General features: G+C 72.4%; 27 protein-coding genes. 10 read left to right on the top strand and 17 right to left on the bottom strand.

Translation table 11 applies throughout. The annotated features are described in order from the left end of the window. Positions 1-111 precede the first annotated feature (111 nt). Together QRY02_RS00770 and QRY02_RS00765 are read right to left on the bottom strand one after the other, a co-directional pair. Positions 112-639 carry a Trp biosynthesis-associated membrane protein gene (locus tag QRY02_RS00770; protein WP_285993730.1) on the bottom strand — a complete coding sequence of 176 codons (528 nt, stop codon included), beginning with the start codon at positions 637-639 and terminating at the stop codon, positions 112-114. Positions 640-712: 73 nt separating this feature from the next. Further along, on the bottom strand, positions 713-2,272 hold the full coding sequence (locus QRY02_RS00765) for an anthranilate synthase component I (protein WP_285989555.1): 1,560 nt from the start codon (positions 2,270-2,272) through the stop codon (positions 713-715). A gap of 76 nt (positions 2,273-2,348) precedes the next feature. Here QRY02_RS00765 and QRY02_RS00760 point away from each other — a divergent pair, with 76 nt between their 5' ends. Next, positions 2,349-2,981 carry a TetR/AcrR family transcriptional regulator gene (locus QRY02_RS00760; RefSeq protein WP_285989554.1) on the top strand — a complete coding sequence of 211 codons (633 nt, stop codon included), beginning with the start codon at positions 2,349-2,351 and terminating at the stop codon, positions 2,979-2,981. Here QRY02_RS00760 and QRY02_RS00755 read toward each other — a convergent pair. Together QRY02_RS00755 and QRY02_RS00750 are read right to left on the bottom strand one after the other, a co-directional pair. Continuing rightward, entirely contained in the window at positions 2,957-3,970 is a 1,014-nt protein-coding gene (locus QRY02_RS00755) for a DUF3592 domain-containing protein (RefSeq protein ID WP_285989553.1), read from the bottom strand. The genes QRY02_RS00760 and QRY02_RS00755 overlap by 25 nt on opposite strands. Before the next feature lie 29 nt (positions 3,971-3,999). Further along, positions 4,000-5,055, bottom strand: a complete 1,056-nt coding sequence (locus tag QRY02_RS00750; protein ID WP_285989552.1) for a DUF3592 domain-containing protein — start codon at positions 5,053-5,055, stop codon at positions 4,000-4,002. Between the two features lie 22 nt (positions 5,056-5,077). Between QRY02_RS00750 and QRY02_RS00745 the strand changes: the two genes are divergently transcribed. Beyond that, the gene (locus tag QRY02_RS00745; protein WP_285989551.1) at positions 5,078-6,010 is read left to right on the top strand and encodes a helix-turn-helix domain-containing protein; all 933 of its coding nucleotides are present in this window, start codon (positions 5,078-5,080) and stop codon (positions 6,008-6,010) included. A gap of 13 nt (positions 6,011-6,023) precedes the next feature. After that, a complete protein-coding gene (locus QRY02_RS00740) occupies positions 6,024-6,206 on the top strand; it encodes a DUF397 domain-containing protein (RefSeq protein WP_285989550.1) in 183 nt (60 codons plus the stop codon). On the opposite strand, the gene QRY02_RS00735 is transcribed toward QRY02_RS00740, so the two are convergent. The 6 genes from QRY02_RS00735 to hisF all read right to left on the bottom strand — a co-directional run bounded on the left by QRY02_RS00735 (position 6,182) and on the right by hisF (position 9,767). After that, the gene (locus QRY02_RS00735) at positions 6,182-6,715 is read right to left on the bottom strand and encodes a hypothetical protein (RefSeq protein WP_285989549.1); all 534 of its coding nucleotides are present in this window, start codon (positions 6,713-6,715) and stop codon (positions 6,182-6,184) included. The two genes, QRY02_RS00740 and QRY02_RS00735, sit on opposite strands and share 25 nt — an antisense overlap. A 9-nt stretch (positions 6,716-6,724) precedes the next feature. Further along, complete coding sequence (locus tag QRY02_RS00730; RefSeq protein WP_285989548.1) at positions 6,725-7,801, bottom strand: DUF3592 domain-containing protein; 1,077 nt, start codon at positions 7,799-7,801, stop codon at positions 6,725-6,727. A 100-nt stretch (positions 7,802-7,901) separates the two neighbouring features. Further along, a complete protein-coding gene (locus QRY02_RS00725) occupies positions 7,902-8,264 on the bottom strand; it encodes a DUF1304 domain-containing protein (RefSeq protein WP_285989547.1) in 363 nt (120 codons plus the stop codon). After that, on the bottom strand, positions 8,261-8,623 hold the full coding sequence (gene hisI, locus QRY02_RS00720) for a phosphoribosyl-AMP cyclohydrolase (RefSeq protein WP_285989546.1): 363 nt from the start codon (positions 8,621-8,623) through the stop codon (positions 8,261-8,263). Before hisI ends, QRY02_RS00725 begins: the two co-directional genes overlap by 4 nt. Then, a complete protein-coding gene (locus QRY02_RS00715) occupies positions 8,620-8,997 on the bottom strand; it encodes a hypothetical protein (RefSeq protein WP_285989545.1) in 378 nt (125 codons plus the stop codon). Before QRY02_RS00715 ends, hisI begins: the two co-directional genes overlap by 4 nt. After that, entirely contained in the window at positions 8,994-9,767 is a 774-nt protein-coding gene (gene hisF / locus QRY02_RS00710) for an imidazole glycerol phosphate synthase subunit HisF (RefSeq protein WP_285989544.1), read from the bottom strand. Before hisF ends, QRY02_RS00715 begins: the two co-directional genes overlap by 4 nt. A 117-nt stretch (positions 9,768-9,884) precedes the next feature. On the opposite strand from hisF, the gene QRY02_RS00705 reads away from it, so the two are divergent. From QRY02_RS00705 to QRY02_RS00695, 3 genes are all read left to right on the top strand, one after another. Further along, positions 9,885-11,051 carry a phytase gene (locus QRY02_RS00705; RefSeq protein ID WP_285993729.1) on the top strand — a complete coding sequence of 389 codons (1,167 nt, stop codon included), beginning with the start codon at positions 9,885-9,887 and terminating at the stop codon, positions 11,049-11,051. Between the two features lie 131 nt (positions 11,052-11,182). Then, positions 11,183-11,683 carry a SigE family RNA polymerase sigma factor gene (locus QRY02_RS00700; protein ID WP_285989543.1) on the top strand — a complete coding sequence of 167 codons (501 nt, stop codon included), beginning with the start codon at positions 11,183-11,185 and terminating at the stop codon, positions 11,681-11,683. Beyond that, a complete protein-coding gene (locus QRY02_RS00695; protein WP_285989542.1) occupies positions 11,680-12,657 on the top strand; it encodes a hypothetical protein in 978 nt (325 codons plus the stop codon). The genes QRY02_RS00700 and QRY02_RS00695 overlap by 4 nt, the downstream gene beginning before the upstream one ends. Here QRY02_RS00695 and QRY02_RS00690 read toward each other — a convergent pair. Beyond that, positions 12,647-13,585 carry a hypothetical protein gene (locus QRY02_RS00690; RefSeq protein WP_285989541.1) on the bottom strand — a complete coding sequence of 313 codons (939 nt, stop codon included), beginning with the start codon at positions 13,583-13,585 and terminating at the stop codon, positions 12,647-12,649. The two genes, QRY02_RS00695 and QRY02_RS00690, sit on opposite strands and share 11 nt — an antisense overlap. A gap of 248 nt (positions 13,586-13,833) precedes the next feature. Here QRY02_RS00690 and QRY02_RS00685 point away from each other — a divergent pair, with 248 nt between their 5' ends. Next, positions 13,834-14,220 carry a PPOX class F420-dependent oxidoreductase gene (locus tag QRY02_RS00685; protein ID WP_285989540.1) on the top strand — a complete coding sequence of 129 codons (387 nt, stop codon included), beginning with the start codon at positions 13,834-13,836 and terminating at the stop codon, positions 14,218-14,220. Here QRY02_RS00685 and QRY02_RS00680 read toward each other — a convergent pair. Genes QRY02_RS00680 through QRY02_RS00670 form a run of 3 tightly spaced genes read right to left on the bottom strand, consistent with a single transcriptional unit; the run spans position 14,204 to position 15,722 of the window. Further along, positions 14,204-14,680, bottom strand: a complete 477-nt coding sequence (locus QRY02_RS00680) for a GNAT family N-acetyltransferase (RefSeq protein WP_285989539.1) — start codon at positions 14,678-14,680, stop codon at positions 14,204-14,206. The genes QRY02_RS00685 and QRY02_RS00680 overlap by 17 nt on opposite strands. Before the next feature lie 49 nt (positions 14,681-14,729). Next, positions 14,730-15,071, bottom strand: a complete 342-nt coding sequence (locus QRY02_RS00675) for a DUF1330 domain-containing protein (RefSeq protein WP_285989538.1) — start codon at positions 15,069-15,071, stop codon at positions 14,730-14,732. A gap of 57 nt (positions 15,072-15,128) precedes the next feature. Next, positions 15,129-15,722: a TetR/AcrR family transcriptional regulator gene (locus QRY02_RS00670; RefSeq protein WP_285989537.1), complete on the bottom strand. Its 594-nt coding sequence runs from the start codon at positions 15,720-15,722 to the stop codon at positions 15,129-15,131. Between the two features lie 88 nt (positions 15,723-15,810). On the opposite strand from QRY02_RS00670, the gene QRY02_RS00665 reads away from it, so the two are divergent. Further along, the gene (locus tag QRY02_RS00665) at positions 15,811-16,386 is read left to right on the top strand and encodes a dihydrofolate reductase family protein (protein ID WP_285989536.1); all 576 of its coding nucleotides are present in this window, start codon (positions 15,811-15,813) and stop codon (positions 16,384-16,386) included. Here QRY02_RS00665 and QRY02_RS00660 read toward each other — a convergent pair. Continuing rightward, complete coding sequence (locus QRY02_RS00660) at positions 16,371-16,835, bottom strand: MarR family winged helix-turn-helix transcriptional regulator (RefSeq protein WP_285989535.1); 465 nt, start codon at positions 16,833-16,835, stop codon at positions 16,371-16,373. The genes QRY02_RS00665 and QRY02_RS00660 overlap by 16 nt on opposite strands. A 27-nt stretch (positions 16,836-16,862) precedes the next feature. On the opposite strand from QRY02_RS00660, the gene QRY02_RS00655 reads away from it, so the two are divergent. Both QRY02_RS00655 and QRY02_RS00650 read left to right on the top strand, forming a co-directional pair. After that, positions 16,863-17,300 (top strand): SgcJ/EcaC family oxidoreductase, encoded by a 438-nt coding sequence (locus QRY02_RS00655; RefSeq protein ID WP_285989534.1) that lies wholly within the window; start codon positions 16,863-16,865, stop codon positions 17,298-17,300. Then, complete coding sequence (locus QRY02_RS00650) at positions 17,297-17,803, top strand: SDR family NAD(P)-dependent oxidoreductase (RefSeq protein WP_285989533.1); 507 nt, start codon at positions 17,297-17,299, stop codon at positions 17,801-17,803. The genes QRY02_RS00655 and QRY02_RS00650 overlap by 4 nt, the downstream gene beginning before the upstream one ends. Here the strand turns inward: QRY02_RS00650 and QRY02_RS00645 are convergent. Beyond that, positions 17,765-18,052 carry a hypothetical protein gene (locus tag QRY02_RS00645; protein WP_285989532.1) on the bottom strand — a complete coding sequence of 96 codons (288 nt, stop codon included), beginning with the start codon at positions 18,050-18,052 and terminating at the stop codon, positions 17,765-17,767. The genes QRY02_RS00650 and QRY02_RS00645 overlap by 39 nt on opposite strands. An 18-nt stretch (positions 18,053-18,070) precedes the next feature. Continuing rightward, positions 18,071-18,808 (bottom strand): bifunctional 1-(5-phosphoribosyl)-5-((5-phosphoribosylamino)methylideneamino)imidazole-4-carboxamide isomerase/phosphoribosylanthranilate isomerase PriA, encoded by a 738-nt coding sequence (priA, locus tag QRY02_RS00640; protein ID WP_285989531.1) that lies wholly within the window; start codon positions 18,806-18,808, stop codon positions 18,071-18,073. Positions 18,809-18,870: the final 62 nt, after the last annotated feature.

Genomic DNA, 18,870 nt, shown 5'->3' with positions numbered 1-18,870 from the left:
CTGGGTACGTGCTCACGGATTCACTCGCAAGGTCGCTCACAAAAACCTTCCCCTTCCCGCCGAAACGATGCTAACCCCCGCATCCGAACCGCCCGGTTCCGGGTGTGCGCGTTACTCCGAATGCCTGCCCCGGACGTCCGTGGGGTCTTCCCCCTCGGACAGCGCTTCCCACAGCTCGGCGTCCGGGTCACGCGCCTTCTTCCGCGTCGCCGGGGCCGCGTACTTCGCGCCGAGCCGCGCGGCCCGGCCCGCGCCCTTGAGGGCTGCCAACCCGCCGGCGGCGACGAGAATTCCCCCGAGCACGGCGAGGCCGCGGCCCAGCAGCATCTCGGCCACCGGGAGCCCGTCGGCGTAGCCGCCGAACCGGACCCCGGCGACGCCGGCCCAGATCGCCGCGGCCCCGGCGAGCGCCAGCACGACGCCGAGGACGCGACGCGCCCAGCCGCCCGTGGCCACCAGCCCGGCCACGCCGGCCAGGGCCAGCAGCGCCAGCGGCACGAGCGCGGTGGCGCGCTGCTCACCGGTCTCGCGGTGCAGCACCATCCCCCGCACGCCGCCGTCGCGGAACTCGGCGAACCAGGTCAGCCGTGACGCACCCCACAGCGCGAGCGCGCCCAGCAGGAGCGCGGCCACGATCATCCACAGTGGACGCCTCGAGGCCGTCGCCACCGCCGGAGCGGCCGTGTCCTGCCGCAGCGGCGCGTCCGGCGTGTCAGACATGAGCGGCGTCCGCGGCCGGGTCGAGGGCGCCCGCCGCCACCATCGTCTGCGCGGCGGCCACCGCCGAGAGCACGGTCTTGGCCTTGTTCAGCGATTCGGTGTCCTCGTAGTCCGGCACCGAGTCGGCGACCACCCCGCCGCCGGCCTGGACGTGCGCGACGCCGTCCTTCACCAGGGCCGTGCGGATCGCGATGGCCGTGTCGGCGTCGCCGGCGAAGTCGAGGTAGCCGACGACCCCGCCGTACAGCGCGCGGCGGACCGGTTCGAGCTCCTCGATCAGCTCCATCGCGCGGACCTTCGGCGCGCCGGACAGCGTCCCGGCCGGGAAGCAGGCGGTGACCGCGTCGAACGCCGTCTTGCCGTCGGCCAGCTCACCGGTGACGGTGGACACGATGTGCATGACGTGGCTGTAGCGCTCGATCTGGAAGAAGTCGACGACGCGCACGGTGCCCGGCTTGCAGACCTTGCCCAGGTCGTTGCGGCCGAGGTCGACGAGCATCAGGTGCTCGGCACGCTCCTTCTCGTCGGCCAGGAGGTCCTTGGCCAGCTGCGCGTCCTCTTCGGGGTCGGCGCCGCGCCAGCGGGTGCCCGCGATCGGGTGCGTGGTCGCGCGGCCGTCCCGCACGGTGACCAGTGATTCGGGGCTGGAGCCGACGATGTCGAAGCCGTCGAGCCGCAGCAGGTACATGTACGGGCTCGGGTTGGACGTCCGGAGCACGCGGTAGATGTCGATCGCGTCGGCGGCGGTGGGGATCTCGAACCGTTGCGACGGCACGATCTGGAACGCTTCGCCGGCTTTGATCGCCTCGACGGCCTTCTCCACCGCCGCGTGGAAGTCCGCCTTCGAGCGCTTCCGGGTGAATTCCGGCACGGGTCGGTCGAACGCGGCGACGGTGGCGGGCGCGGCCACCTGCAGCTGCTCGGTCATCGCGCTCAGCCGGGCGACGGCGTCGTCGTAGGCCGCGTCCACGCGCTCGGGCGAGTCGTCCCAGTTGACGGCGTTCGCGATGAGCGTGACCGTGCCCTCGTGGTGGTCGAACGCGGCCAGGTCGGTGGCCAGGAGCATGGTCAGCTCGGGGATGTCGAGGTCGCGTTCGGCCAGCTCCGGCAGCTTTTCCAGCCAGCGCACGGCGTCGTAGCCGATGTAGCCGACCATGCCGCCGGTCAGCGGGGGCAGGCCGGGCAGCGGCTCGGTGTGCAGGGCTTCGATGGTCTCGCGCAGGACTTCCAGGGGGTTGCCCCCGCCGGGCAGGCCGACCGGCGGGGTGCCGGTCCAGACCGCTTCGCCGTCGCGGACGGTGAGCGCGGCCGGGCTGCGGACCCCGATGAACGACCAGCGGGTCCAGGACGCGCCGTTCTCGGCGGACTCGAAGAGGAAGGTGCCGGGCCGGTCGGCGGCGAGCTTGCGGTACACCCCGATCGGCGTCTCGCCGTCGGCGAGGACCCGGCGCACGACCGGGATCACGCGGCGGCTTTCGGCGAGGGCGCGGAAGTCTTCGCGGGAGGGGCTGACCGTGCCGGGACCGGTCGAACCGGCGGATGCGCTGACCATGGACCTCATTGTGCCGCCCCGGCGGATCCCGGCCGCGCCGGGCCGTAATTCAATGAGTGTTGAATTACCGGGGTGCATGGGTCATGATGGAGCGGTGAGCACCACGGACAACACCGAGACTACGGGCCGCCGCCGCGGACGCCGGCCCGCCGGCCAGGACACCCGCACGGCGCTGATCGAAGCCGCGCGGGCCGTGTTCGCCGAAACCGGCTACGACGGTGCGACCGTACGCGCGATCGCCACCCGCGCCGGCGTCGACGCGGCGATGGTCAACCACTGGTTCGGCAGCAAGGAAGGCCTGTTCGCCCAGGCGGTCCTCGAGCTGCCGTTCGACCCCATGGAACTGCAGGAGGCACTGCGCGAAGGCCCCGACGACGAGCTCGGGGAGCGGATCGTCCGCACCTTCATCACCCGCTGGGACACCGCGGGTGGCGGCGTGTTCGTGGCGCTCATCCGCAGCATCACCGGCCACGAGCAGGCCGGGCACGTGCTGCGCGACTTCTTCCAGCGGTTCTTCAGCGCGCTGATCACCTCGATCGGCTCGGACCGCATCCCGCTGCGGATGAACCTGTGCGCCACCCAGATGGTGGGCCTGGGCATGATCCGGTACGTGGCGAAGTTCGCGCCGCTCGCCACCGAGGACGTCGAGGTCCTCGTGCGGGCGATCGCGCCGAACCTGCAGCGCTACCTCACTGGCGAAATCGGCTGAGCCCGCGGCCCGGTGGCGTACACCGGGACGGCGCGCGGGCCGGTCCGGTCCGGGCCGGCCGGGAACAGGACGACCATCCGCCGTCCCCAGCCGCCGATCCAGGCGCGGCGGCGGACCGCGGTGCCGGCGCCGAGCAGCGACGGCACGCGGCGCAGCACGATCTCACTGCCGTCGCGGTAGCGGGCCTCGATTTCCTCGCCGCGCGGGAGGTGCGGCACGACGGTCACCCTCGCGATCCGCCACCCGGTGGCCGCGACCGCGCGGGCCCGGCGCCACCAGCCCAGCGCCGCGGTCGCCGCCAACGGCAGCACGAAGAAGCCGGTCACCAGGAACATGACGCCGAAGCCCGTCAGGACCCCGTCTTCGTTCGCTTCGGCGGTGGCGCGGACGTGCGCCGGGTCGGCGGGGTCGTGGACGACGATCACCGGTTCGCCGGAGTGGTACTCGTGCCCGGAGTCGCGGGTGATCTCCGCCACCCGGGAAGCACCCTGTGCTTCGTAACGCACCCGGATCGTCGGCGCGCCCCTGGCCGGGTCGAAGACCTCGATCACCGAGCCGTCGACGCGGACGCCCGTGACCAGGAGGGCAGCGGCGGCGCGGTCGGCGGCGACCACCCCGGCCAGGCCGCCCGCGAACAGCACGGCCCAGGCGGCGGCGATCGCGGTGGCCCGGCGGGCGGTGCGGCGCAGGCGCGCGGTCTGCGCGTCGAGGTGGATCCGGCCTTCGCCGTGGGAGCCGCCCCGCGCGGGCAGCCAGGCACCGAAGTCCGGCACCTCTTCGCGCCGCCGCCGGTCCGGGGCGTGCAGGCGGTGGGCGGCGAACGCGGCGAGGGCCGCGGAGCCGGTCAGGATGAGCGCCTCGCCGGGGAGTTCGCCGTCCGTGAAGACGTAGTCCGGGGTCAGCAGGGAGTACGCCGTGCCCGCGCCGAAGAACAGGAAGACGCGCACCGCGGCCACCGTCACCACGAGCCATCCCCACCGCAGCTCCATCAGCCGATGTCAGGACGAAAACCGTCCGCTCAGCGGCGGCCCGCGCCCACCGCGCGGGGCGCCTTCGCGGCCGCGGGGACCGCGTACGGTCCCGGGCGGCGCGGGCCGTTCGGGAAGAGGACGACCATTTCCCGCCCCCAGCCGCCGACCCACGCGAGCCGGTCGGTGAAGTCCGCCAGTGCCTTGGCGCCGTGCGTCGAAGGCATCGTCCGCAGCGCGAGCCCGGTGCCGTCGGGGTAGCGGACCCGGATGGTGGGGGGTGGCCGCTTGCGGCCGCCGGCCGAGCGGTCGGGCACGACGTCCACGGTGGCGACCCGCCACCCGGTGACCGCGACCGCGCGGGCCCGGCGCCGCCAGCCGAGCGCCGCCCCGGCCGCGACCGGCGTCCCGCCCAGGCCGAGCACCAGTGAACCGATGCAGAGGCCGAAGACGAACTGGTTCTCGTTCGTCTCCTCCGTGGTGCGCACGTGCTCCGGATCGGCGGGATCCACGACGACGGTGACCGCCTCGCCGACGTGGTAGCGGTGCCCGGAGTCCCGGACGATCTTCGCGGTCCGGCCGCCGTAGCGCACCTGCATCGACCGGGTGCCCTTGTCGGGGGTGTACACGGACAGCACGACGCCGGGGACCCGGGCACCGGTCGCGAGGAGCTCGTCGGCGGCTTCATCGAGCAGGTGCATCCCGGTGAGCCCGCCCGTGACCAGCGCAACCCAGATCAGGAGCAGCGCCGCGGCGCGCCGGGCGGTCCGGCCCACCCGCCCGGTTTCGACGTCGAAGTCGATCCGGCGATCGTGGTCGGCGGCACTCGGCGGCGGCAGCCAGGCACCGAAGCCGTTTTCGCTCGCGGTGCCGCGGATCCGGTGCGCGAGCGTCCGCAGGCGCCACGCGCCGAGACCCGCGAAACCGAGCGAAGCCGCAAAAACGACAATCAAGGCGGAAATGTCCCCCGAGCCGAAGCCGGCATCCGCGACGACGAGCAGGTAAGCCGTCACGGCCACCACGAAGAACCCGAAAACGGCCACCCCGCCCGCCGCGACGGCCAGCCACCGCGAGCGCCGCCGGACGAGCTCGCGCAGGGGATCCATCAGCCGAGCTTAGAGCAGGGGCGTGCGGGTCACCCGGATGCCGGAGGGAATGGCTTTCCATCGCCATTCGTGGACACCATTCGCACAATCGGGGAATCGACGGGATTCGTATTATCGGCTCATGAAGCCAACGTCTTCGGGGCCCGCCGCGAGAACTCTCGCCGCTTCGCTGCGCGAAGAACGCGAAGGACGCAAAGTCGGTCTGCGCGTTCTCGCCGACGAACTGGGCATCCTGCCCCAGCTGTTGTCGGCGTGGGAGAAGGGGCATCGCCTGCCGAGCGTCGAGGACGTGTCGGCGATTCTGGCGCTGCTGGGCATCCGCGGGGAGAAGCGCGACCGGATCCGCACGCTGGCCCGGCACGCCCGAGAGCCCAATTGGCTGGCGTCGAGCAACACCGACATCTCCCATGCCCTCACGGCGTTGCTGACCTTCGAGAGCACCGCGACCAAGATCACCGCCTGGTCACCGCTGCTCGTGCCCGGATTGCTGCAGACCCCGGACTACATCCGGTCGATCATGGAGGCCTCCTCGGTCGCGGTCGAAGAGGCCGACAAGCGCCTGCGGATCCGGCTCAAACGGCAGGGAGTGCTCACGCGGCGGGACCCGGTCGCGTTGCGTGCCCTGATCGGCGAATGGGCGCTCCGGGAAACCATCGGCAGCCCGGCCGTCATGTCCGACCAAATCGATCATCTGCTCGAAATATCGCAGCGAACGAACATCTCGGTGCGGGTCGTTCCGGCCGGGCTCGGCTACCACACCGGTCTGCTGGGACCGTTCGAGATCTACGAATTCCCCGGCACGCCCCCGATCACCTTCGTCGAGCACGCCCATTCGAGCGCGTTCCTGCACGAAAAGACGCAAACCCTCGCCCACCAGCGGGTGGTTAAGATGCTGGGCGAGCAGGCGTTGAGCGAAGCCGCCTCCCGGGAGCTGCTCCAGGAGGCTGCACACTAGCGGAGGCGACCACATGGCCGTTTGGCGGAAGTCCTCGCACAGCGGGGAAAACTACAGCTGCGTCGAGGTGGCGCTGGGGCCGGTCGTGGGCGTTCGGGACACGAAGGCCCGCCGGGCCGGTCAGCTGACCGTTTCCGCCCGGGCGTGGCGTTTCGTTCTCGACCGTCTGGCTCAGGATTCCGGCAGCCACCGGTAAGTGTCGGCGCAGGCCCCGAACAGCACCGGCTTCTCCCGCCGGGGCGGCTTGGGCGGGATGAGCACCGTCAGCGCCGCGGACCCTTCCCCGGCGACGAGGGCGGGCAGGTCCGGCAGTTCCGAGAGCGCCCGCACCGCGCTGTTGGTCTCCCACGGCCGGAGGCCGATGCGGCTGCCATCCGGAAACCGCACGGCTACGGTGCCTCCAAGGGGCCGCCTCAGCGTCGTGAACCACACTCCGGTGAGCGTGACCGTTGCGGTGCGCCAGCCCGTCCGGCGGGCGGCGACCGTCCGCCGGTGACACGCGACACTCCAGTAACCGGGGACTCCGGTGAGGACCGCGGCCCCCACCGCGGGCACCACGAGACCGGCGAACAGGAAGGCCGCGGCGATCAAGATCCCGGCCACGGTGGCGAACACCCAGCGCGCGAACCTCGCCTGCAGCGTCGCCGAACCCCAGGCCGCCCATTCCGGCTCGCCGCGCTCCGGCGGCGGCAACCAGTCCCCCATGGGGAAAGGTTAACCGGCTCTCCGCAGCGACCTCGCGTACGCCGGGACCGCATAAGGCCGCTTCCGCAGCGGTGCGTACGGGAACAGCACGACCATGTCGCGTCCCCAGCCGCCGACCCAGGCCTGCCGGTCCGGCCGGTCCTTCAGCACCGTGGCGCCGTGCGTCGAGGCGGCAGCGCGCAACGCGATCACCGAGTCGTCGCGGTAGCGAACGTGGATGTCGGGGCTGTGCCGGCCCTTGCGGACTGGGTAGTCGGGGACCACCGTCACGGCGGCGAGGCGCCAGCCGGTGTGCCGCACGGCCCGGTGCCGCTGCCGCCACCGCGATGCGCCCACCACCGAAAACGGCACCGCGACGAGCGCGATCAGCATCGGCACGACGCAGAACCCGACCAGGTACTGGTCGTCGTTCGGCTCCTCCACCGTGCGGGCGTGCTCCGGGTCCGCCCGGTCGTAGACCACCGTCACGCTGTCGCCGGGCGTGTAGGCGCGGCTGCTTTCCCGGACGATCTCCTCGGTGAACACGGTGCCGCCGGCCGAGTACCGCACCCACATCGACGGCGCGCCCCGGCCGCTGCGCGGGTTGACGACTTCGACGACCTCACCGCCGGTGCGGGCGCCGGTGGCCAGGAGCTGCTCGGCGGCGTTCTCGATCGCCTCGAGACCCGCGATGCCGCCGGCCAGCACCCCGAACCAGAGCAGCGCGAGCGCCAGGGCACGCCGGCCGAGAGTGCGCAGCCGGGCGGTTTCGACGTCGAAGTCGACCCGGACACCGCCGTCGAGCGGCTCCGGCGGCGGCAGCCAGCTTTCGAGGCACAACTGCGCCAGCACGGACTCGGCCCGGCGGTCGGCGGCCCGGTTGCGGGACACCGCCAGAGCGCCCAGCGCCGCCGAACCGGCGAGCGTCCCGAAGTCGGCGGCGAGTTCGCCGTCCGCGAAGACGTAGGCGGGGTCGGCCAGCGACACCGCCGTGCCGATCACGAAGAGCACGAAGACGGCCGCGCACAAGCCCGTGGTCAGCGCCCACGCCGTTCTTCGGCGCGACAGCCGCCGAACGGCGGCTTGGGCGTCCCTCCCCGTATCCATGGCGGCAGCCTAAAGCGGAAACCCCCAGCTCAGCGCCGGAATGGGGGAAGCGCACACCGGGGCAACCCCCGGGGCACGCCGGGCGTGCAAGTCAGCAGGCTCAGCGGGCGAGCAGCAGCGCGATGAGCGCCAGCGCGCCCGGGACCACCTGGACGAAGAGGATCCGCTTGCTGGCCGTCGCGGCGCCGTAGAGGCCCGCGACGATCACGCAGACGATGCCGTACAGCTTGAGCTGGAACCCGGTCGGGTCGCTCGCGATGAGGCCCCACACCAGCGCGAGCGCCAGGAAGCCGTTGTACAGCCCCTGGTTCGCGGCGAGCGTCTTGGTCTGCTCCGCGAACTCCTTGGTCAAGCCGAAGCCGGCGCGGGCGCGCGGCGTCGTCCAGAGGAACATCTCCAGGACGACGATGTAGAGGTGGATCAGGGCGACGAGCCCGACCAGGATGTCGGCGACGATGGTCACGCGAGCTCTTTCTCATCGGCCAGGAGGAGGCGTTCCTCGGTGTCGAAACAGGTGTGCGTGCCGGTGTGACAGGCCGGGCCGGTCTGGTCGACGCGCAGCAGGACCGTATCGCCGTCGCAGTCGATCCGCACTTCGCGAACGTGCTGGTAGTGGCCGGACGTCTCGCCCTTCACCCACAGCTTCCGCCGGCTGCGCGACCAGTACGTCCCGCGGCGGGTGGCGAGGGTGGCGGCGAGGGCATCGTCGTTCATCCAGGCCATCATCAGCACGTCCGAAGTCGCGTGCTCGACGACGACCGCGGCGATCAGGCCGTCGGCGTTGCGCTTGAGGCGCGCCGAGACGCCCGCGTCGAGGGTCATGCGTTGGCTCCCAGGATGTGCCGCTTGAGCGGCATCGAATTCAGCAGGACGAACGCGTAGCCGTAGCCGGCGAAGGAGAGGCCGGAGAACAGCTTGTTGAACCACAGCTCGGCACCGAGCAGCAGGAACGCGTGCAGCAGCGCGAACACTACCGCGACGACCAGGCCGCCGATCCGCGCACTGCCGTGTCGGAGGACGAGCCCGGTGGTGACGACGCCGCCGAGGATCAGCGCGAGCGCGGGCATCCGGTAGATGGCCAGGCCCGCCCCGGCGCCGAGCACCGGGATCAGGTCGAGCAGCGCCCACGCGACGGGCAGCCCGACCAGCAGGCCGGCGGTGACCTTCACCTCGGCGGGTGCCTGCCAGCCCTTCACCGGACCTCGACCCCGCCTTCGCGCAGGGCGTCCTTGACGTCCCCGATCTTCAACTGTCCGAAGTGGAACACGCTGGCGGCGAGCACGGCGTCGGCCCCGGTCCGCACGGCGGGCAGGAAGTGCTCGACGGCCCCGGCGCCCCCGCTGGCGATCACCGGGACGCGCACGGCCTTGCGCACGAGTTCGATGAGTTCGAGGTCGAAGCCGTTCTTGGTGCCGTCGGCGTCCATGGAGTTCAGCAGGATCTCCCCGACGCCGAGTTCCTCGCCCCGCGCGGCCCACTCGACGGCGTCGATGCCGGTCCCGCGGCGGCCGCCGTGGGTGGTGACCTCGAAGCCGGAGGCGGTCGGCTCGCCGCCCTCGGGCACGCGGCGGGCGTCGACGGACAGCACGATGCACTGGGCGCCGAACCTCCTCGACGCCTCGCTGAGGAACTCGGGCCGGGCGATCGCGGCGGTGTTGATGCTGACCTTGTCGGCCCCGGTCCGCAGCAGCCGGTTGACGTCGTCGTTGCTGCGCACCCCGCCGCCGACGGTGAGCGGGATGAAGACCTGCTCGGCGGTCCGCCGGACGACGTCGTAGGTGGTCTCGCGGTCCCCGGAGGAGGCCGTGACGTCGAGGAAGGTGAGCTCGTCGGCACCTTCGGCGTCGTAGCGCCGGGCCAGCTCGACAGGGTCACCGGCGTCGCGAAGGCCGGCGAAGTTGACCCCCTTCACCACCCGGCCCGCGTCGACGTCGAGACAGGGGATCACCCGCACCGCGACAGACATGGCCACCAGCGTAGTCAAGGGGGTCGGGACCTCCGCCGATGGCACGGCCCGGCATCTGCCGTTCACTCCCCGGCCACCCGATTCGTCTAGTTTCCCGGCGTGCGCAGACTCCTCCCGGTGGCCGTCGCCGCCGTCTCCCTCCTGACCGCCGTCCCCGCTTCGGCCGCGCCCCGCGATCCGGCGCCCGTCCTCCAGACGCAGGCCTTCGTCGACGACGCCGGCGCCTCCCCCGCCGATGCCGACGCCGACGACCCCGCGATCTGGGTGCACCCGCGCGACCCTGAACGCAGCGTCGTCCTCGGCACCCTCAAGGAGGGCGGCCTCGCCGCGTTCGACCTGGGCGCGCGGACCCTGCAGCTGGCGCCCGCGGGACCGGGCGGGCGGTTCAACAACGTCGACGTCGTCGGGGACCTGGCGGTCGTCAGCGACCGGGGGCGGGACCGCGTCCGCGTCTACCGGATCGACCCCGCGGGCTCGGCCGCCGGCGCGCACGTGCTGCGCGACGTCACCGACCCCGCCGCCGCGCCGGTGTTCTCCGCGTCGGAGTCCGAAGTGGACGAACAGCGGACCGCCTACGGCCTGGCCGCGGGCCGGGACCCGCGCACCGGCCTCCGGTGGGTGGCCGTGACCCGGCGGCACGAGACGCGGGTGGCGCTGCTGCGCCTGGCCGACCGGCCCGGCGGCACCGTCGGCACCGAGCCGGTCGCCACCGTGGACCTGCCGTCGACGTTCCGGCTCCCGGACGGCTCGGCCTGGTCGCCGTGCGAGGAACCCGGCGAACGGCCCCAGCTGGAGGGCTCGGTGTTCGACGGCCGTGTCCTCTACACCGCCCAGGAGGACGTCGGGATCTGGCGGATCCCGCTGACGCCGTCCGGCTTCGGACGGCCCGAGCTGGTCGACCGGGTGCGCTCCTTCGGTGTGCCCCGGCGCTGGAACGACGATGCCTGCGTGCCCGACGGCCCCGACCCCGGCTACGGCGGCCGGTGGCTGACCGCCGACGCGGAGGGCCTCGCGGTGGCGAACGGCACGCTGTTCGCCTCCAGCCAGGGCGACTCGCGGTTCGTCGTGTACGGCAGGCACGTCCGTGACCTGCGGATCGTCGCGGGCCGCGGCACGGACTCGGTCGAGCACTCCGACGGCTCGGCGATCAGCACGGCGCCCCTCGGCCGCCGCTTCCCGCACGGCCTCCTGGTGGTCCACGACGGCGAGCGCCGCCCCGCGGCCGGCGACCTGCCGACCACCGGCTTCGCCTTCGTCCGGCTGGAGGACGTCCTCGGGCGATAAAAAGCGCAGTGACGTCCGGGGCTTCGCCCCGGGCCGGGGGCTCCGCCACCCGGAGCCCCCGAAAAACTTCCGCCCGCCACGCAGCGGCCGGGCCCCCTCGCGCGTCCACAGTGGTGACCGAAAGGACGCGTGTGATCTTCGAAGAGTTCGTGGCGGAGCGGCTCGACGGGCTGCTCCGCTACGCCACCGTCCTGACGAACGACCCGCACCTGGCGCAGGACATCGTCCAGGACGTGCTCCTGCGCGCCCAGCAGCGGTGGGACGGCATCGCCGCGCCGCCGACCTACGTGCGGCGGATGATCACCAACGAGTACCTGTCGTGGCGGCGGCGGGCGGTGCGGCGGATGGTGGCCAGCAGCCACGACGTCCTCGACGCGCTCGGCCCGCCGGAACCCGACCCGGCGGCCGCCTACGACGAGCGGGACGCCATGCTCGGCCTGCTCGCGACGCTGCCGCGCAAGCAGCGCGCGGCCGTCGTGCTGCGGTACTACGAGAACTACTCCGACACCGAGATCGCCGCGTTCCTGCGGTGCGGCACCTCCACCGTGCGCAGCCAGATCTCGCGTGCACTGGCCACCCTGCGCCAAGCCGGGCTGAACCACACCGTCGTCCCCACCGGAGTCCCCGAATGACCCGCAGCGAGCACCAGACCGAGACGCTGATCCGGGACAGCCTGGACCGCCTCGCCGCCCGCGCCCCGGACGGCCACGCGGTGCGCGACGCCCTCGCCCGCGCCGGGCGGAAGCGGCGGCCGGCGGCCCGGCTGGCCCTCGCCGCCGCCGCCGTGGTCGTGGTGGTCGTCGGCGTCGTCTCGGGCACGCAGCTGCTGACCCGGCCGGACGTGGCGCCCGCCGCGAGCCGCCCGGTGCTCGGCTACGGCCCCGAGTGGCTGCCGGACGGCTTCACCGAGCAGTACCGCGAAGGCGGGCCCGGGATCACCCCGCAGGTCCGGCAGTGGCTGGCCGGCCCGTCCAGGATCACGCTGATGGCGTACTCCACCGCCGACCCCGAGTGGTCGCAGACGGCGCTGAAGATCGCCGCGATCAAGGACCAGGCCCTGGTGCACGGCCGGGTCTCCATGCTCACCGGGTCCGGCGGTACCGCGGAACTCACCTGGCTGACCGACGAGCAGCACGTGCTGGTCGTGCAGATCCTCGGGATCCCGGACGCCCGCGCGGTCGCCCAGCGGGTCGCCGACTCGGTCGCCGCCGGCCCGGTCGGCGTCCGCGGCGAGCTGCGGTTCGGCCCGCTGCCGGCGGGACTGGCCGAACGGTCGACCGTGGTGCGGGGCTCCGGTCCCGGCGACGCGCGCACCGAGCTGACCGCGGCCGACCCGGCCCGGCCGTCGGTGGCCGTCGTGCGGGCCGTCGCCGGCCGCGATGCCCCCGGCGTGCAGGGTGCCGAACCGGCGACGGTCCGCGGCGGCGAAGGCTTCTTCGTGGCGCCGGCGACCGGGCGGGACGCGATGGTCGCGGTCCGGCTGCCGTCGGGACGCTGGCTGACGGTGTCGGGTGCGCGGCCGGAGGCCGAGCTGATCGCCGTCGCGAACGGCGTCCAGCTCGACCCGGCACCCGACTACCGCTGGCTCGGGCGGCCTACCAGTTGATCATCGGGAACCAGATGATCCCGAGCCGGCCCAGCACGCGGACGTCCCAGTAGAGCAGCGTGAACGTGCCGCCGACGAGCAGCGCCGCGCCGGTCACGGTCGCGATCCGCGCGGGTTTCGCGGCCAGCCAGCGCTGCACGCGCCCGCCCGTCGCGCGGGTGAGGATCAGGAACAGCACCGCCATGACGACGATGTTGCCGACCGACTGGAGGGCGAACGCGGCGGCGCCGTAGAGGACGTTGTGCTGCTCGGCGGCGCTGCGGAACATGATCCGGAAGAGCGGGTACGGCCGGCCGATGAGGAACCCGCCGATGAGCGCGCCCATCAGCACCAGCGGCGCCGCCGGGTGGCGGCGGGTGAAGCTCGCGAAGGGGTTGCGGAGGATGCCGAGGGCGATCAGGCCCATCAGCAGGAAGACCAGGCCGACGACGCCGAAGGCGATCATGGACTGGACACTGCGCGGCGAGAGCCCGGTGGTCTTCGCGGTGTCGAACTGCGGCATCCGCGTGCCGACGAGCGCGACGATCACGCCGTAGACGACCGAAACGGTGAGCATGCCGGCGGCGATCCAGCCGAGCGGCTTGAGCGCGCTCCGCTTCTCCCCTGCCTGGTCACCCACCAGCGGTGCGACCGCGCCGAAGGCGGCGATGTTGCAGGCGGTGAACGACCCCGCGAGACCGGAGACGAACGCGAAGAGCGTCCCGGCGAGGACCCCGCTGATCGGAGTGGCCTTCGCGTCGTAGCCGAGGAGCCCGTTCGCGACGCTGTCGCCGATCACGGAGTCGACGAACGGCGCCGACCAGATGGCGGTCAGCACGAACCCCGCCACGACGGCGACGAGGGCGACGACGGCCCGGCGCGCGGGATACGGCCCGGCGCCGAAGAACCCTGCCTGCGGATGAACCGGTACTTGCTGTCTGACCGCCATCGATGCCCTCCAGGGTGCGGGAATGCAGCTCAGAAAGCGTTGCAGATGGATTAGTTGAAACGCTTCGGCCAGGCGTGTGGGGTTTTGGCGCCGAAAGGCCTAGGCATTTTTCACGCCGGTCACGGTGGGCCATGACCTGAGTCCACAGTGGACGCTGCGCTGGGCGCGGATCGCCGGCCTCGGTTCGCGGCAACCGGAGACCGAAGCCGGCGGCCGGGCACCGGCGGCCACCCGGCTACGGTGGGCGCATGACCTCCGAGACCGACCGCCTCGCCGCCGAGCGCTACGTCGTCCTGACCACGTTCCGGCGCGACGGGCGGGCCGTGCCGACCCCGATCTGGGTGGCCGGCGACAGCGGTGAACTCGTGCTGTGGTCGGCGCGGGACACCAGCAAGGTGAAGCGCATCCGCAACGACGGCCGGGTGGAGGTCCAGGCCTGCGACGTCCGCGGGCAGAAGACGCACGGCGCGAAGGTCTCCGGCCAGGCCCGGCTGCTGGACGCCGCGGACACCGAGCGGGCCCGGCGGGCGATCGCGCGCAAATACGGCATCGTCGGGCGCGTCACGATGTTCTTCTCGAAGCTGCGCGGCCCGGAGGACCGGACGGTCGGCATCGCGGTCAAAGTGGACGGCTGAAGCTGCGGAAACCGCGCCGCAGGTAGTTCGGCAGCGCGTTCGGGTGATCGAGGGTCGAGGTGTGCAGCCAGACGCGCCGCGTCCCGGGCAGCGCCCACGCGTCGGCGACCACGAGGGTGAGCGCGAACCCGCCCAATCCCTTGCCGACGAACTCCGGCACCAGGCCGAACGTGGTGATTTCGACGTCGTTCCCGGGCTGCGGCTCGAAATCCGCGGCACCGGCGACCTCGCCGCGGTACTCGATGAGCCGGTATTCCCGGTGCGGCGCGGCGAGCCAGCGGTCCCATTCGTCGTCACCGCGAGTGGCGGACGGCCACCGGTACGGCGTCCCGATCCGCACGTGCAGCTCGCGGATCAGCGGCCCCGGTCCGGTGGTCCGCAGCGCGACACCGTCGACGAGCGGAGCGGGGTTGAGCTGACTGGCGGCGGTCATTTCGAGCTGGGTGACGATCTCCTCCACCCGCGGCAACCTACGACTCGGGGGGATCGTTGTCAGCCGCTTTTCGGCCTCAACCGGTGCCGCGCAGGGCCGCCGCCATGGCGGCCGAGTCGTGGTCCGGTCCGCAGCCCTCGACCAGGATCAGGTCGCCGGGGATGTGGTCCGCGCGCAGCCGCAGGATCTCCCGGTAGGCGGGTGAGGCGTACCACTCGCGCGCCGCGGCGAGGCTCGGGAACTCGATGAGCACGAGACTGCCGGGCCAGTCGCCTTCGATGACCTGCACCGGCGCGCCGTGCACGAGGAACTTGCCGCCGTAGGGGTCGAGCGTGGCCTGGATGCGCTCCAGGTATTCGAACGCCTCCTCCGGCAACACGGCGGGCGGGCGCAGGTGGGCGAGTCCGTAGGCGGTCATGGCGATCCTTCCTGTTGTCCCGGAAGGAATCCTGGCCCGCCGCCGGCACGGCGTCGATTACCCCGGAGGTAAGGCGGGCTGCCCGTCCAGCAGGCGCTCCACCAGCGCCGTGACGAGGTCGTGGCGCTGCTCGTCGGTGAACAGGTCCGGCAGGGTCAGCCGTTCCATGATCAGCCAGTTCAAGGCCAGCCACAGCAGGACCACCATCGTGCCGTCGCCGGGCAGGCCGGACTTCTCGTGGTACTCGACGTTGAAGTCGACGTCCGCGCGGATGCGGCGGGTCAGCACGTCCCGCAGTTCCGGCCGGCGCGCGGCTTCGAGCCGCAGTTCCAGCAGCGCCAGGAAACCCGTCGGGAACGCGGCCACGCGGTCGACGAGTTCGTGCATCAGCTCGGTGACGCGCGCCCGGTCACGCGGCCCCTCGAGGCCGCCCGCGATCACCGCGTCGTCCACCAGCCGCTCGTAGACCCGCTCCCCCGCGTGCTTGAGGATTTCGCCGCGGCTGGAGAAGTAGTTGGAGGCCGTGCCGACCGGGACGCCGGCCTGCTGGTCGACCGCGCGGAAGGTGAGCCCGCGCGCGCCTTCGTTGGCCAGGACTTCGATCGAGGCGTCGAGCAGCGCCGCGCGCCGCTCGGGGTTGCGTCGCACCATGACGTTGACACCACTCCAGACGTAGTACTATGGTCGGCACCACTTCATGCAAAGTACTACATCCGGAGTTATTTCGACAGGGGGCCCCGTGCGCAAGCTCGTCTACTTCATCGGCGTCAGCATCGACGGCATGATCGCCGGACCCGGCGGTGAGACCGACTTCCACCCGCTCGCCCCGGACATGGTCGCCCATGTGCGCGCGGAGTTCCCGGAGACCATGCCACGGCACATCCGGCCGCTCATCGGAATGGCCGCGGACACGCCGAACCGGCGGTACGACACGGTGATCATGGGCCGCGGCACCTACTCGATCCCCCTGGCCGAAGGCGTCCCCGACCCGTACCCGCACCTGCGGCAGTACGTCGTCTCGCGGTCGCTGACCGAGGCCGACCCGGCCGTCACGCTGGTGCCCGGCGACCCACTGGCACTCGTGCAGCAGCTGAAGGCGGAGGACGGCGACCTGGACATCTGGCTGTGCGGCGGCGCGGATCTGGCCGGGCAGCTGCTGCCGGAGATCGACGAACTGGTGGTCAAGTCCTACCCGGTGGTCGCGGGCGGCGGAGTGCCGATGTTCGGCGGCGGCTTCGGGCCGCGCGGGTTCACGCCCACCGAAGTCCTCACGTTCGGCCACGGCGGCACGGTCACGACCTACCGTCCGGCCTGACGGCCCCGCGTCGCCTTCCGGACCTCTTCCGACGCTTCGCGATAGGCCGGCGCCGCCCGGGCGAAGTAGTCGAACAGCACCTCCTGCTGCTCCGGCGAGTACCGGCCGATGACCTCGGCGATCCGCCCGCGCGCCGGCCCGACGATCGCCTCCACGCCGGCGAGCGCGTCCGGCACCGGCTCGACCACCACCTTGCGCCGGTCGGCCGGGTCGGCCGCGCGGCGGACGTAGCCCGCCCGCTCCAGCCGGTCGATCAGCCGGGTCGTCGCACCCGTGGTGAGGCCGGTGCGCGTGGACAGCTCGCCCGACGTCAGCGGGCCCTCCAGGTCGAGCAGGCTGAGCGCGTACCACTCGGTGGCGTGCAGCCCGGCCGCCTCCGCACCGGCCAGTCCGTGCAGGCCGACCGCGTCCAGGTACCGCCGGAACACCCCGTGCCGCTCGCTTGCCATCCACTCCTCCTCGTATAGGAGACGACCATGATGACCACCGACCGGACCGCCGTCACCGCCGTGCTCGACTCGCTCGCCGACGCCTGGAGCCGGGGCGACGCCGACGCCTACGGCGCCCACTTCACCGAAGACGCGACGTACGTGACCTTCGTCGGCACGCGGTACTCCGGCCGCGACGACATCGCGGGCAGCCACCGCGTCCTGTTCGAGAAGTTCCTCAAGGGCACCAAGCTCGCGCACGAGGTCCTCGACGTGCGGTTCCTCGGCGCGGAAGTCGCGGTGGTGAGCACCGGCGGCGACACGTACAAGGGCGACGCGCCGAAGAAGCTGTCGAAGGTCCAGACGTACACGCTGGTCCGCGACGGCGGCCGCTGGCTCGTCGCGGCGTTCCACAACACCCGGCGGAAGCCGCTGATGGAGCGCGTCTCGTTCGCGTTCGCGCCGGAAACGAAGCCGAAGCGGTGAAGGCGCTGGTGACGGGGGCGAGCGCGGGCATCGCGGTCCACGGCGGCTTCGCGGAAACCTCGCTCGAAGACTCCCTCGCCGTCATAGACCTCAACTGCCGCGCGGTGGTGACGCTGGCCCACGCCTTCCTCGCCCGGGCGCGGCCGGGTGCCGCGCTGGTGAACGTGTCCTCGACGCTCGGGTTCACGCCCAAGCCGGGACTCGGCGTCTACAGCGCCACCAAGGCGTTCGTGAGGTCGTTCTCCGAAACCCTGTGGCACGAGCAGAAAGCCCGCGGCGTGCACGTGCTGGCCCTGTGCCCGGGCGTGACGACAACCGAATCGCAGGACGCGGATGGCGTGCCGTCGTGGCTGGTGCAGACACCGGAGGACGTCGCGGCGCGGGCCCTCCGAGCGGTGCGCCGCCGCGAAGGACCCACCGTCGTGTCCGGGCGACCGAACGCGGTGATCACCGCGGCCGCCGGGCTACTGCCCCGCCGGACCGCGGTGTCGCTGCTCGGCTAGCTGGTCCCTGAACTCGGCCAGCCACGACCAGTCGCCCGGTCGTGCCGCAAGCCGATCGAGCACATCCCGCAGGGCCGAGCGCAGTTCGGGCGACTCGGCTCGAATCCCCCCTCGATCCGCCAGTCCCGGACCCGACAAGATCACCGTCCAGGTCTCGCCGCCCTCGGCCATGCGTTCATCGTCAGCTTTGATCAGCGTCGTGACACCGGCTCGGGCAAGCCTGGTCATGAGGAGTTCGACATCCGGCATCGATGCGCCGTGCTCGGACTAGACCTTCGCGACCGCGGCGAGCGCCTCCGGCAGCGTGAACGCGCCGGCGTAGAGCGCCTTGCCGACGATGGAACCCTCGACGCCGTCGGACGCCAAGCCCGCCAAGGCGACGAGGTCGGCCACGCTGGACACCCCGCCGGAGGCGATCACCGGTGCGTCCGTGCGGGCGACGACGTCGCGCAGCAGCTCGAGGTTCGGGCCGCGCAGCGTGCCGTCCTTGCTGACGTCGGTGACGACGTAGCGGGACGCGCCGTCGCGGTCGAGGCGCTCCAGGACGTCCCACAGGTCGCCGCCGTCGGAGGTCCAGCCGCGGGCCGAAAGGCGGTGGCCCGCCTCGGTGATCCGGACGTCGAGGCCGATCGCGACGCGGTCGCCGTACTCGCCGATGACCCGGCTGGTCCACTCCGGGTCCTCGAGCGCGGCGGTGCCGAGGTTGACCCGCCGGGCCCCGGTGTCCAGGGCGGCCTTCAGCGACGCGTCGTCGCGGATGCCGCCGGAGAGCTCGACCTGCACGTCGAGCCGGCCGACGACCTCGGCGAGCAGCTCGCGGTTGCTGCCCTTGCCGAACGCGGCGTCGAGGTCGACCAGGTGGATCCACTCGGCGCCGTCGCGCTGCCAGGCGAGCGCGGCCTCGAGCGGGCTGCCATAGGAGGTCTCGGTGCCGGCCTCGCCCTGGACGAGTCGCACGGCCTGGCCATCGGCCACATCAACGGCGGGAAGCAGCGTGAAAGTCACGCGGGTAACTCTAGGGCGGCGACCCGGATCACCCGGTCAGCGGGTCGCCGGCCGACCAGTTC

This window comes from Amycolatopsis sp. DG1A-15b, from assembly GCF_030285645.1.
Lineage (GTDB): Bacteria > Actinomycetota > Actinomycetes > Mycobacteriales > Pseudonocardiaceae > Amycolatopsis.
This window is presented reverse-complemented; position numbering and strand designations above follow the sequence as displayed.

Coding starts and splice junctions, on each gene's coding strand:
- QRY02_RS00730 (WP_285989548.1), bottom strand. CDS start 7,801: ATGGATACGGGGAGGGACGCCCAAGCCGCCGTTCGGCGGCTGTCGCGC.
- QRY02_RS00670 (WP_285989537.1), bottom strand. CDS start 15,722: ATGGTGCGACGCAACCCCGAGCGGCGCGCGGCGCTGCTCGACGCCTCG.
- hisF (WP_285989544.1), bottom strand. CDS start 9,767: ATGTCTGTCGCGGTGCGGGTGATCCCCTGTCTCGACGTCGACGCGGGC.
- QRY02_RS00765 (WP_285989555.1), bottom strand. CDS start 2,272: ATGGTCAGCGCATCCGCCGGTTCGACCGGTCCCGGCACGGTCAGCCCC.
- QRY02_RS00750 (WP_285989552.1), bottom strand. CDS start 5,055: ATGGATCCCCTGCGCGAGCTCGTCCGGCGGCGCTCGCGGTGGCTGGCC.
- QRY02_RS00760 (WP_285989554.1), top strand. CDS start 2,349: ATGGGTCATGATGGAGCGGTGAGCACCACGGACAACACCGAGACTACG.
- QRY02_RS00675 (WP_285989538.1), bottom strand. CDS start 15,071: ATGACCGCCTACGGACTCGCCCACCTGCGCCCGCCCGCCGTGTTGCCG.
- hisI (WP_285989546.1), bottom strand. CDS start 8,623: ATGACCCTCGACGCGGGCGTCTCGGCGCGCCTCAAGCGCAACGCCGAC.
- QRY02_RS00690 (WP_285989541.1), bottom strand. CDS start 13,585: ATGGCGGTCAGACAGCAAGTACCGGTTCATCCGCAGGCAGGGTTCTTC.
- QRY02_RS00755 (WP_285989553.1), bottom strand. CDS start 3,970: ATGGAGCTGCGGTGGGGATGGCTCGTGGTGACGGTGGCCGCGGTGCGC.
- QRY02_RS00660 (WP_285989535.1), bottom strand. CDS start 16,835: ATGGCAAGCGAGCGGCACGGGGTGTTCCGGCGGTACCTGGACGCGGTC.
- QRY02_RS00770 (WP_285993730.1), bottom strand. CDS start 639: ATGATCGTGGCCGCGCTCCTGCTGGGCGCGCTCGCGCTGTGGGGTGCG.
- QRY02_RS00695 (WP_285989542.1), top strand. CDS start 11,680: ATGACCCGCAGCGAGCACCAGACCGAGACGCTGATCCGGGACAGCCTG.
- QRY02_RS00735 (WP_285989549.1), bottom strand. CDS start 6,715: ATGGGGGACTGGTTGCCGCCGCCGGAGCGCGGCGAGCCGGAATGGGCG.
- QRY02_RS00685 (WP_285989540.1), top strand. CDS start 13,834: ATGACCTCCGAGACCGACCGCCTCGCCGCCGAGCGCTACGTCGTCCTG.
- QRY02_RS00740 (WP_285989550.1), top strand. CDS start 6,024: ATGGCCGTTTGGCGGAAGTCCTCGCACAGCGGGGAAAACTACAGCTGC.
- QRY02_RS00655 (WP_285989534.1), top strand. CDS start 16,863: ATGATGACCACCGACCGGACCGCCGTCACCGCCGTGCTCGACTCGCTC.
- QRY02_RS00645 (WP_285989532.1), bottom strand. CDS start 18,052: ATGCCGGATGTCGAACTCCTCATGACCAGGCTTGCCCGAGCCGGTGTC.